12 protein-coding genes are annotated in these 11097 nt (G+C 50.3%); all 12 read left to right on the forward strand.

Annotated features, from left to right (window positions below; translation table 11 throughout):
- Positions 1 to 972, forward strand: a 972-nt coding sequence (locus NZ772_06175; GenBank protein ID MCS6813141.1) for an aminotransferase class V-fold PLP-dependent enzyme, incomplete at its 5' end; no start/stop codon positions are given.
- 81 nt (positions 973 to 1053) lie between these two features.
- Positions 1054 to 1941, forward strand: coding sequence for a Fe-S cluster assembly protein NifU (gene nifU / locus NZ772_06180; protein ID MCS6813142.1), 888 nt, complete (start codon positions 1054 to 1056; stop codon positions 1939 to 1941).
- Positions 1942 to 2064: 123 nt separating this feature from the next.
- A complete protein-coding gene (gene nifH, locus NZ772_06185) occupies positions 2065 to 2961 on the forward strand; it encodes a nitrogenase iron protein (GenBank protein ID MCS6813143.1) in 897 nt (298 codons plus the stop codon).
- A 186-nt stretch (positions 2962 to 3147) separates the two neighbouring features.
- Entirely contained in the window at positions 3148 to 4626 is a 1479-nt protein-coding gene (gene nifD / locus NZ772_06190) for a nitrogenase molybdenum-iron protein alpha chain (protein MCS6813144.1), read from the forward strand.
- Positions 4627 to 4714: 88 nt separating this feature from the next.
- Positions 4715 to 6250: a nitrogenase molybdenum-iron protein subunit beta gene (gene nifK, locus NZ772_06195; protein MCS6813145.1), complete on the forward strand. Its 1536-nt coding sequence runs from the start codon at positions 4715 to 4717 to the stop codon at positions 6248 to 6250.
- A gap of 141 nt (positions 6251 to 6391) precedes the next feature.
- Positions 6392 to 6679 (forward strand): nitrogenase, encoded by a 288-nt coding sequence (locus tag NZ772_06200; protein ID MCS6813146.1) that lies wholly within the window; start codon positions 6392 to 6394, stop codon positions 6677 to 6679.
- A gap of 75 nt (positions 6680 to 6754) precedes the next feature.
- Positions 6755 to 8134 (forward strand): nitrogenase iron-molybdenum cofactor biosynthesis protein NifE, encoded by a 1380-nt coding sequence (gene nifE / locus NZ772_06205; GenBank protein ID MCS6813147.1) that lies wholly within the window; start codon positions 6755 to 6757, stop codon positions 8132 to 8134.
- On the forward strand, positions 8134 to 9438 hold the full coding sequence (nifN, locus tag NZ772_06210; protein ID MCS6813148.1) for a nitrogenase iron-molybdenum cofactor biosynthesis protein NifN: 1305 nt from the start codon (positions 8134 to 8136) through the stop codon (positions 9436 to 9438). The genes nifE and nifN overlap by 1 nt, the downstream gene beginning before the upstream one ends.
- Positions 9439 to 9543: 105 nt before the next feature.
- Positions 9544 to 9972, forward strand: a complete 429-nt coding sequence (gene nifX, locus NZ772_06215; GenBank protein MCS6813149.1) for a nitrogen fixation protein NifX — start codon at positions 9544 to 9546, stop codon at positions 9970 to 9972.
- Complete coding sequence (locus NZ772_06220) at positions 9969 to 10448, forward strand: NifX-associated nitrogen fixation protein (protein ID MCS6813150.1); 480 nt, start codon at positions 9969 to 9971, stop codon at positions 10446 to 10448. The genes nifX and NZ772_06220 overlap by 4 nt, the downstream gene beginning before the upstream one ends.
- Positions 10449 to 10510: 62 nt before the next feature.
- On the forward strand, positions 10511 to 10729 hold the full coding sequence (locus NZ772_06225) for a CCE_0567 family metalloprotein (protein MCS6813151.1): 219 nt from the start codon (positions 10511 to 10513) through the stop codon (positions 10727 to 10729).
- Positions 10729 to 11040 (forward strand): nitrogenase-stabilizing/protective protein NifW, encoded by a 312-nt coding sequence (gene nifW, locus NZ772_06230; protein ID MCS6813152.1) that lies wholly within the window; start codon positions 10729 to 10731, stop codon positions 11038 to 11040. The genes NZ772_06225 and nifW overlap by 1 nt, the downstream gene beginning before the upstream one ends.
- Positions 11041 to 11097: the final 57 nt, after the last annotated feature.

Genomic DNA, 11097 nt, shown 5'->3' on the forward strand with positions numbered 1-11097 from the left:
AACAACACTGCTATTCGAGCGGCAATTGCAGCCCAACCAGAGCGCCGCCATCTGATTACCACCCAAGTGGAACATGCCTGTGTGCTCAACCTGTTTAAGCACTTAGAAAAGCAGGGGTATACCGTCACCTACCTGTCAGTCAACCGTAAGGGACAGGTGGACTTGATGGAACTAGAAGCAGCCATGACAGGCAATACCGCCCTAATATCTATGATGTATGCCAACAACGAGACAGGCACCGTGTTTCCGGTGGAGCAAGCAGGGGCGATCGCTAAGGAATATGGCGCTAGCTTTCATGTGGATGCTGTGCAGGTAGCGGGTAAACTGCCCCTAAATATGAAGTCCAGCACCATTGATTTGCTGACGATTTCAGGCCATAAGCTCCATGCTCCCAAAGGGATAGGTGCTCTGTATGTTCGCCGGGGCTACCGCTTCCGTCCGTTGCTGATTGGTGGTCACCAAGAGCGGGGTCGTCGTGCTGGAACGGAAAATGTGGCTGGCATCATTGGTTTGGGCAAAGCCGCAGAGCTAGCACAACAGCACCTGGGTGATATAGCACGGGAGAAGAAGTTGCGCGATCGCCTAGAACAGGGGTTATTAGCTATTCCAGATACGGAGGTGAATGGCGATCGTAAAAACCGTCTACCGAACACCACCAACATTGGCTTTAAGTACATCGAAGGGGAAGCTATTCTCCTCTCCTTAGATCAGTATGGCACCTGTGCCTCTTCTGGCTCTGCCTGTACCTCTGGTTCTCTGGAGCCATCCCATGTGTTGCGAGCCATGGGGGTACCCTATACCACGTTGCACGGCTCTATCCGGTTTAGTCTGTCACGCTATACCACTGATGCTGAGGTCGATCGCACCCTTGAAGTTATGCCAGGGATTGTGAAACGCCTGCGTGATCTATCCCCCTTTAACAACGACCAAGTTGACTGGTTACAGGAGCGTACCCTCGTGGCTAGTCACTAGTGCATGGGTCACTACTGCCAGTCATTTGAGGGTTAAACAGCAACCGACAACGAACGAATGCGATAAAGAAGGACAACGATTATGTGGGACTACACAGAAAAAGTTCTCGACCTGTTTTATAACCCTAAAAATCAAGGGGCGATCGATGAAACTGGTGAAGCCGGGATTGCAGTGGTCTATGGCGAAGTAGGTAGCATTGCCTGCGGTGACGCACTCCGACTGCATCTCAAGATTGAAATCGAGACAGACAAGATCTTAGATGCTCGCTTCCAAACCTTTGGCTGCACTAGTGCGATCGCCTCCTCATCTGCCCTAACAGAACTGATCAAAGGCTTGACCTTGGATGAAGCCCTGAAGATTAGTAATCGTGATATTGCTGATTATTTAGGTGGCCTGCCAGAGGCCAAGATGCATTGCTCTGTCATGGGGCAAGAAGCCTTGGAAGCTGCCATCTACAAATATCGGGGCATTGAAGTAGAACACCATGACGACGATGATGGCAATTTGGTCTGTAGCTGCTTTGGGGTCAGCGAAGCCAGAATTCGACGAGTGGTGATTGAAAATAACCTGACCACAGTGGAACAGGTGACCAGCTACGTCAAAGCGGGGGGTGGATGCAGTGCCTGCACTGCTGAAATCGAAGATTTAATTGCCGCTGTCCGCAAAGAAACTGACCTGACGGCTGCCCGTGTTGCCGCTGAAATTGCCACCGCTCAGGCAAACCATCATCCCCTCACCACGGTGCAAAAAATTGGACTAATTCAGACTGTGTTGCAAGATGTGCGTCCTATTTTGTTGGCCGATGGTGGTGATGTCGAACTCTACGACGTGGAGGGTGATGTGGTCAAAGTTGTGCTGAAAGGGGCTTGTGGTTCCTGTGAAAGCAGTACTGCAACGCTGAAAAACGCGATCGAAGTGCGATTGCGAGATCGTGTATTGCCCACCCTAGTCGTGGAGGCTGTTGCCTGAACTCCCAGCTCCTTCAGCATACTCCGTTGGTTGATCGCCCGTCGATTTCACCAACATTATTAGCCCAAACCAGCGCCACTAGCGCTGATCTACAACTGCTCAAACTCCAAAGGAGATAATTTCATGACTGACGAAAGCATTAGACAGATAGCCTTCTATGGCAAGGGTGGCATTGGTAAATCCACCACTTCGCAAAACACGATCGCTGGTCTAGCAGAAATGGGTGAGCGCATCATGATTGTTGGATGCGACCCCAAAGCAGATTCCACCCGCTTGATGCTGCACAGCAAAGCTCAGACTACCATTCTGCACCTAGCTGCTGAGCGCGGCGCGGTAGAAGACCTGGAACTCGAAGAAGTGATGCTCACAGGGTACTTAGGGGTTCGCTGCGTTGAATCTGGTGGCCCAGAACCTGGTGTAGGCTGTGCTGGTCGTGGCATCATCACTGCCATCAACTTCCTGGAAGAGAACGGTGCCTATGAAGACCTAGACTTCGTTTCCTATGACGTATTAGGTGACGTAGTTTGCGGTGGTTTTGCTATGCCTATTCGGGAAGGCAAAGCCCAAGAGATTTACATCGTTACCTCTGGTGAAATGATGGCTATGTATGCGGCCAACAATATTGCTCGCGGTATTTTGAAGTATGCTCACTCTGGTGGCGTGCGCCTAGGTGGCTTGATCTGCAACAGCCGTAAGGTTGACCGGGAAATTGAACTAATTGAAACCCTGGCAGAACGGCTGAATACTCAGATGATCCACTTTGTTCCCCGTGACAATATTGTTCAGCACGCTGAACTGCGTCGTATGACGGTAATTGAGTATGCTCCCGACAGCAATCAAGCTAACGAATACCGCGCCCTAGCGAAGAAGATTAAAGAGAATACCAAGTGCACCATCCCAACCCCAATCTCGATGGATGAACTGGAAGACCTGCTAGTCGAATTCGGTATTTTGACTGGTGAAGAAGAGTACCAGAAAGCTATTCAGGAGGGTACTCGCGCCCCTGCTGGCGTTGCTTAGTTGCGATCGTAGGTGATGGGTGATGGGAGATGCAGCAAACCTGTGAGGAAGTCGTGAAGCAATGGGCTGATGAATACCAAGCATCCCCATGGTCTCCCTTCTCACCTGCTACATCTCCCCACCTGCTAATCCAGTTTATTTCCTCTACTCTCAATCTCTCTATCCTTTACCCAGCGAGGCTAACCTATGACACCTCTAGAGTCCCAAACCCTTGACACTAACCCCGTTACTGCCAAGAAAGAACTAATCCAAGAAGTATTAGCAGCCTATCCCGACAAGGCTAAGAAGAAGCGGGAAAAGCATCTGAACGTTTACGAAGCAGGCAAATCTGATTGTGGCGTTAAATCCAATATTAAATCAGTGCCTGGTTCTATGACCACTCGTGGCTGTGCCTATGCTGGCTCTAAGGGTGTGGTGTGGGGACCAATCAAAGACATGATCCACATCAGCCATGGCCCTGTTGGTTGTGGTTACTATTCCTGGTCAGGTCGCCGCAACTACTACATTGGCACCACAGGCATTGACTCCTTTGGTACTATGCAATTCACCTCAGACTTCCAGGAGCGTGACATTGTATTTGGTGGCGACAAAAAACTCGCCAAGCTAATCACCGAGATAGAGGAACTCTTTCCTCTGAACCGGGGTATTTCCATTCAGTCTGAATGTCCCATCGGCTTGATTGGAGATGACATCGAAGCAGTAGCTAAGAAAGCTGCTAAGGAAATTGGCAAGACAGTAGTCCCTGTCCGTTGCGAAGGGTTCCGGGGCGTGTCTCAATCTTTAGGTCACCACATTGCCAATGACTCAGTTCGCGATTGGGTATTCCCTCAATATGACAAAGAGAAGAAGGCAGGCAACATCCCTGAAGGAACTCCCTATGACGTTGCCATCATTGGTGACTACAACATTGGTGGAGATGCCTGGTCTAGCCGCATTCTGTTGGAAGAAATTGGTCTGCGTGTTGTCGCCCAGTGGTCTGGAGATGGTACGTTGCACGAAATGGTCAATACGCCATCGGTGAAGTTAAACTTGGTGCACTGCTACCGCTCCATGAACTACATCAGCCGCCACATGGAAGAAGCCTATGGTATTCCTTGGTTGGAATATAACTTCTTTGGCCCGACTCAAATTGCTCAGTCACTGCGGACGATCGCCGCTCGATTTGACGAAACTATTCAGGCCAATGCTGAAGCTGTTATTGCCAAGTATGAAGCCCAAACCAAGGCGGTAATCGAGAAATATCGTCCCCGGTTAGAGGGTAAAACCGTAGCCCTTATGGTTGGCGGTCTGCGTCCTCGCCACGTGGTTCCTGCCTTCCACGACTTGGGCATGACCTTGGTGGGTACCGGATATGAATTTGGTCACAATGATGACTACAAACGTACCACCCACTACGTTGAGCATGGCACCCTAATCTATGATGATGTTTCTGCCTATGAGTTTGAGGAGTTTATCAAGAAACTGAAACCCGACTTAGTTGCTTCGGGTATTAAGGAGAAGTACGTCTTCCAGAAAATGGCATTGCCCTTCCGCCAGATGCACTCTTGGGATTACTCCGGCCCTTACCATGGCTATGACGGCTTTGCTATCTTTGCTCGCGACATGGATATGGCACTCAACAGCCCCACGTGGGACTTGATTGGTACGCCGTGGAAGCAGGATTAGTCACTAGTCATTGTCCATAGTTGATGCGCAGCAATTGACAGGGGACAACGGACGACAAACGAATTAACGACTCAGGAGAATTCTCATCATGGCTCAGAACAATATCGATCGCATTAAAGATCACGCTGAACTCTTTCACCAAGACGAATACCAACAACTATTTGCGGCTAAGAAACAGTTTGAAGGGGGACATGACCCCGATGTAGTAGCCCAAACGGCTGAGTGGACAAAGACCTGGGAATATCGGGAAAAGAACTTTGCCCGTGAAGCCCTGACTGTTAACCCAGCTAAAGCCTGTCAGCCCTTGGGCGCTATCCTAGCCGCGGTTGGCTTTGAAGGCACCCTGCCCTTTGTACATGGTTCTCAAGGCTGTGTCGCCTATTTCCGCAGCCACTTTACCCGCCACTTCAAGGAACCCTTTTCAGCCGTGTCCTCCTCCATGACGGAAGATGCAGCCGTGTTTGGGGGCTTGAACAATATGAAAGAGGGCTTAGCCAACTCCTACAACCTCTACAAGCCCAAGATGATTGCTGTTTGCACAACCTGCATGGCTGAGGTAATTGGTGATGACTTGCAAGCCTTCATCAAGGCCTCGAAGGATGAGGGATCTGTGCCCCAAGACTTCCCTGTGCCCTATGCCCACACCCCTAGCTTTGTCGGCTCTCATATCACGGGTTACGACAACATGATGAAGGGCATCTTGGTCAACCTGACCGAAGGCAAGAAACAGGAAACCACGAACGGCAGGATTAACTTCATTCCTGGCTTTGAGACCTACATCGGCAACTTGCGGGAAATCAAGCGCATTGCCAACCTAATGGGGATTGACTATACTCTCTTGGCTGATAACTCCGAATACCTGGATTCTCCCAATACGGGTGAGTACAACATGTACCCTGGTGGCACTAAGTTGGCAGATGCTGCCGATGCTATCAACGGTGAGGCAACGATCGCCTTCCAAGCCTACTCCACGGTCAAAACTCGTGAATTGATCGAAAGTTGGGGACAAGCGACCTATGTAGCTCGCCCGGTAGGCATCCGTGGTACCGACGAATTTTTGATGAAGTTGTCAGCTCTGACTGGCAAGCCCATCCCCCAAGAGCTAGAAGCAGAGCGGGGTCGTGCGGTGGATGCCCTCACAGATTCCCAAGCATGGCTGCATGGCAAGCGAGTAGCCTACTATGGCGACCCTGATTTGGTGATTGGCTTGACCCAGTTCTTGCTGGAAGTAGGTGCTGAACCTGTGCATATCGTTGTTACCAATAGCAATGATGTATTTGAGGCAGAACTACGGGCATTGCTGGATTCCAGCCCATTCGGCGCTGGTGCCACGATTTGGGGTGGCAGAGATCTGTGGCATATGCGCTCCTTACTGTTTACTGAACCCGTGGACTTCTTCATTGGCAATTCCTACGGTAAGTACCTCTGGCGGGATACGCACACCCCGATCGTGCGGATTGGCTATCCTATCTTTGATCGCCATCACCTGCATCGCTATGCCACCTACGGCTACCAGGGTGCTATCAACCTCCTTAACTGGATTGTCAACACCATCTTGGATGAACTCGATCGCAACACAATCATACCTGCGAAGACAGACATCTCCTATGACCTGATTCGCTAGTCCGACTATGCCCTCACCCTAACCCCTCTCCCACTTGGGGGAGGGGGGCTTAAGACAACGGTTTGGCTCCTAGCTCCCCTGGGAAAAGGGGTTCGGGAAGAGGACAACTTAACCCTCTGCCTTTATTCTCAAGAACCCACTATGCCTACCATTACGTCCCCCCTACCGCCTACCTCTGGTCTTCTAGATCCCATTCGCCGATGGATCAATCGCTATGAAATTCGCTCTGTCCGCACTGCTCACCTCATTTGTCAGGTGATTCCCCGCAGTTGCCCCTTTGAGCATCGCTTCTCCATCGGAAAATACAGCCTATATATCCCCCCCTTGTGCGAACTAAATCCCTTCTACAACGAGTTTGTTGCTCTGCGGTTCCGTGCCCTCAACTATCTTGAGGCCTGTGGTGAAACCATCGACAAATATGTTTGCTAACTAGCCATTGCTCACTGGCGTACTAGTCAACAACTGGTCAACAACTGATAGACGACAAAGGATAACGGACACATCATGAAACTCACTCAAGGCAAAATCAACGAACTCCTGAGCGAGTCAGCTTGCGAACACAACCACAAGAAAGACGGTAAAGGTAAAAACAAGTCCTGTACTCAAGTTGCCCAACCAGGGGCTGCTCAGGGGGGCTGTGCCTTTGATGGAGCCATGATTGCCCTTGTGCCCATTACTGATGCGGCTCACCTAGTGCATGGGCCGATCGCCTGTGCAGGCAACTCTTGGGGTAGTCGCGGCAGCCTCTCCTCTGGCCCTACCCTCTATAAAATGGGGTTCACAACTGACCTGACTGAAAATGACATCATCTTTGGTGGCGAAAAACGACTCTACAAGTCCATCCTAGAGGTTAACGATCGCTACAACCCCGCAGCTATCTTCGTATATTCCACCTGTGTCACTGCCCTAATTGGTGATGACTTAGAAGCGGTCTGTCAAAAAGCAGCAGAAAAGATAGGCGTACCCGTTGTTCCCGTTAACTCTCCTGGTGTTATCGGCAGCAAAAACCTGGGCAACCGCGTCGGTGGAGAAAGCCTGCTAGAGTATGTAGTCGGCACCCGTGAGCCAGACTACACCACCCCCTACGACATCAACCTGATCGGAGAATACAACATTGCCGGAGAACTGTGGGGCGTGCTGCCCCTATTCAAGAAACTGGGAATTCGCGTCCTTGCTCAAATTACGGGTGATGGCCGTTATCACGATATTGCCTGCTCTCACCGCGCCAAACTCAACGTCATGATTTGCTCCAAGGCACTCATTAACATGGCTCGCAAAATGGAGGAACGCTATGGCATCCCCTATATTGAGGAATCCTTCTATGGCGTAGCAGATATGAATCACTGTTTACGGAACATTGCCGCCAAGCTAGGAGATACCAGTTTGCAACAGCGAGTAGAGCACCTTATTGCTGAGGAGACTGCCAAGCTAGATGTAGCCCTAGCTCCCTACCGTGCCAGGCTGCGGGGTAAGCGAGTCGTGCTCTACACTGGTGGCGTGAAAAGCTGGTCAATTATCTCGGCTGCGAAGGATCTGGGCATGGAGGTGTGCGCCACTAGCACCAAGAAAAGCACTGAAGAAGATAAGGCTCGCATTAGGGAGCTATTGGGTCAAGACGGCATCATGCTGGAAAAGGGGAACGCCCAAGAACTGCTGCAAGTCATTGCTAAAACCAAGGCCGATATGTTGATTGCAGGTGGACGCAATCAATACACTGCCTTGAAGGCAAAAATCCCCTTCCTAGATATTAACCAAGAGCGTCATCATCCCTACGCTGGATATGTAGGGCTATTGGAAATGGCTCGTGAACTAGATGAGGCTCTGTATAGCCCGGTATGGGCACAAGTGCGGAAACCAGCCCCTTGGGATATGGAGGTGATCTAATGGCAACGGTTTCAATACCCAGAAAATCTGTGGCGGTGAACCCCCTGAAGCAAAGTCAACCCCTGGGAGCAGCGCTAGCCTTTCTGGGTTTAAAGGGCATTATGCCATTGTTCCATGGGTCTCAGGGATGTACAGCCTTTGCCAAAGTGATGCTAGTGCGCCACTTTCGGGAGGCAATTCCTCTGTCTACAACGGCAATGACGGAGGTGAGTACAATCTTGGGTGGAGAAGAGAATGTGGAACAGGCCATTCTCACCCTAGTAGAAAAGTCAAAACCGTCAATCATCGGCTTGTGCACTACGGGACTGACAGAAACCCGTGGTGACGATATGGATGGCATTTTGAAGTCTATCCGCAAGCGCCATCCTGAACTCCATGATTTGCCGATCGTCTTTGTGTCTACCCCCGATTTCAAAGGTGCCTTGCAGGATGGTTTTGCCGCCGCGGTTACCAGCATGGTTAGGACATTGCCCCAGCCCGGGGAAACTCGCCTAAACCAAATCACCGTGCTCATTAGCTCAGCCTATGCGCCAGGAGATGTGCAAGAAATCAAAGAGATGGTAGCGGCTTTTGACTTGCAGGCGATCGTCGTGCCAGATTTATCCCTATCTCTAGATGGGCATTTAGACGACTCTTACAACACCGTCACTAGCGATGGCACTACCCTGGCAGAACTACGAGAAATTGGTAGCTCTGTTTACACCGTGGCTCTAGGGGAAAGTATGCGCGAAGCAGCAGAATCCCTCCACACACAGTTTGGCATTCCCTATGAAGTGTTCCCTAGCTTAAGTAACTTGGACGCGATCGACAGCTTCTTGGAAGGGTTAGCAGACTTGAGTGGGTTGCCCGTGCCAGAGAAATATCGTCGTCAGCGTGCCCAACTACAGGATGCCATGCTAGATACCCACTTCTTCTTTGGGCGCAAACAGGTATCCCTAGCTATGGAACCAGACTTGTTGTGGTCAACAGTTCACTTTTTGCAGAGTATGGGTGCAGAGGTTCAAGCCGCTGTAACCACTACCAAATCTCCACTGCTCGAACAATTGCCTATCAATACGGTGACCATTGGTGACCTAGAGGACTTTGCTCAACTGGCCGTGGGGTCAGACTTGTTGATTGGCAACTCCAACGTTGCTACCGTCGCCCGCCGCCACCATATCCCCCTCTATCGATTGGGCTTCCCCATCTTCGATCGCCTCGGTAACGGACAACGCTGTACTGTGGGCTATCGCGGCATGATGCAACTGTTGTTCGACATTGGCAACCTATTTTTGGAGCAGGAGGAAAGCCACACAGCAACCTAGAGAAACTCTACAATTCTCCTCATCTTTTCCCAAGAGCTTTTCCCAAGAGATTGAGAATCCAGTAGCCAGGAGTAATCCTTCCATAAACGTGACGAGGAACATCCTATGAAAATTGCCTTCACCACCAGTGACAACATCCATATCGATGCCCATTTTGGCTCTGCCAGACAGATTGATGTGTATGACGTAGACCGAACGGGATACACCTTTGTTAACACCTTAAAATTTGATGGCAACCTCAACGAAGACGGCAATGAAGATAAGTTACTACCCAAAATTGCTGCCCTCCATGACTGTACAATCGTCTACGTCTCTGCTATTGGCGGCAGTGCTGCCTCACGCTTGATTAAGCATCGCATCACCCCCATCAAAGCTCGATCGGAAGATCAAAGCATTACTGATGTGCTGACAGAATTGGTAAAAACCCTCAATGGAAGTCCTCCCCCTTGGCTGAGAAAGGCGCTCCAGCAGCGCAGTCCCGCTCTTGATGAACTTGAACACCTTGATGACGTAAAGGAAGAAGTAACCCTATGACCACGATTGATTTACCTACAGCACCTGCCACCGGAGCAACCCCCGAAATCACTCCCTTTTTGAAGGCGATCGTGCAGCAAATTCGTGCCAATGACCCCTACGGCACCTACCGTAACTGGAGTGATGAACTGCTGCTCAAACCCTTTGTTGTCAGCAAAGCCCAGAAACGAGAAATTTCCGTAGACGGTGAGGTAGACCCCATTACCAAAGGGCGCATCCTAGCGTTTTATCGAGCGATCGCCCACCGCATTGAAGAAGAAACTGGACTTCTCTGCCAAGTGGTCATCGATCTCAGCCATGAAGGGTTCGGTTGGGCACTAGTCTTTTCTGGTCGCTTACTCGTTGTAGCCAAAACCCTCCGAGATGCTCAGCGCTTTGGCTTCGACTCCCTAGAGAAATTAGAAGCAGAGGGCGCAAAAATCATTGCATCTGGGATCAACCTGGCAAACCGCTTCCCTGAAGTTGGCAGGCTTTAATAAACCCTGGAAGAGAGGCTATCTAGCCCAAAACTGCACATCTAGAATTCTCAGGAGGTGTCATGGTACCTACAAGCACAACCCCTACTATTGATGACCTAAAAGCGCAAATCAAGCGTCTGACCAGCAAAGCTGGACAGATGAAGATGGATTTGCATGACCTAGCAGAGGGTTTACCTACTGACTATGAACGCTTGATTGAGGCAGCCACTGAAACCTACGCCGTCTATCGGCAAATTGATGATCTCAAACAACAACTCAAGCAATTGGAGGCGAACTAATGGTCAAAACCCTAGCGCAGTTCCAGCAACTAGTCAATGCAGAGGACTACCTCAACTTCTTTGAGCTTGCCTATGATCCGCAAGTAGTCAACGTTAACCGCCTGCACATTCTGCAAAAGTTTTCCACCCTCATTAAGGACATTGATGTTGCATCAGCGAGTGAGTCTGACGTGTTAGCCCAGTATAAGGCTGCCCTAGAGCAAGCCTATACCACCTTTACGATCGCCTCAGCTCAAGACGAAAAGCTCTTCAAAGTCTTTAAGGAGAAACCCGCTAACGTCGTAATGTTGTCTGAAATCGGCTCAGAATAATTGCCTTTTCAGGAAAGCTTTGTACAACCTGCAACCTAGAGAGTGCCCGGAGAGACT

Source organism: Cyanobacteriota bacterium, from assembly GCA_025054735.1.
Lineage (GTDB): Bacteria > Cyanobacteriota > Cyanobacteriia > SKYG9 > SKYG9 > SKYG9.

Excerpts from the sequence above, each read along its gene's own strand:
- NZ772_06225 (MCS6813151.1), top strand. The coding sequence starts at position 10,511 with ATGGTACCTACAAGCACAACCCCTACTATTGATGACCTAAAAGCGCAA.
- nifX (MCS6813149.1), top strand. The coding sequence starts at position 9,544 with ATGAAAATTGCCTTCACCACCAGTGACAACATCCATATCGATGCCCAT.
- nifN (MCS6813148.1), top strand. The coding sequence starts at position 8,134 with ATGGCAACGGTTTCAATACCCAGAAAATCTGTGGCGGTGAACCCCCTG.
- nifD (MCS6813144.1), top strand. The coding sequence starts at position 3,148 with ATGACACCTCTAGAGTCCCAAACCCTTGACACTAACCCCGTTACTGCC.
- nifH (MCS6813143.1), top strand. The coding sequence starts at position 2,065 with ATGACTGACGAAAGCATTAGACAGATAGCCTTCTATGGCAAGGGTGGC.
- NZ772_06220 (MCS6813150.1), top strand. The coding sequence starts at position 9,969 with ATGACCACGATTGATTTACCTACAGCACCTGCCACCGGAGCAACCCCC.
- NZ772_06200 (MCS6813146.1), top strand. The coding sequence starts at position 6,392 with ATGCCTACCATTACGTCCCCCCTACCGCCTACCTCTGGTCTTCTAGAT.
- nifW (MCS6813152.1), top strand. The coding sequence starts at position 10,729 with ATGGTCAAAACCCTAGCGCAGTTCCAGCAACTAGTCAATGCAGAGGAC.
- nifU (MCS6813142.1), top strand. The coding sequence starts at position 1,054 with ATGTGGGACTACACAGAAAAAGTTCTCGACCTGTTTTATAACCCTAAA.
- nifE (MCS6813147.1), top strand. The coding sequence starts at position 6,755 with ATGAAACTCACTCAAGGCAAAATCAACGAACTCCTGAGCGAGTCAGCT.
- nifK (MCS6813145.1), top strand. The coding sequence starts at position 4,715 with ATGGCTCAGAACAATATCGATCGCATTAAAGATCACGCTGAACTCTTT.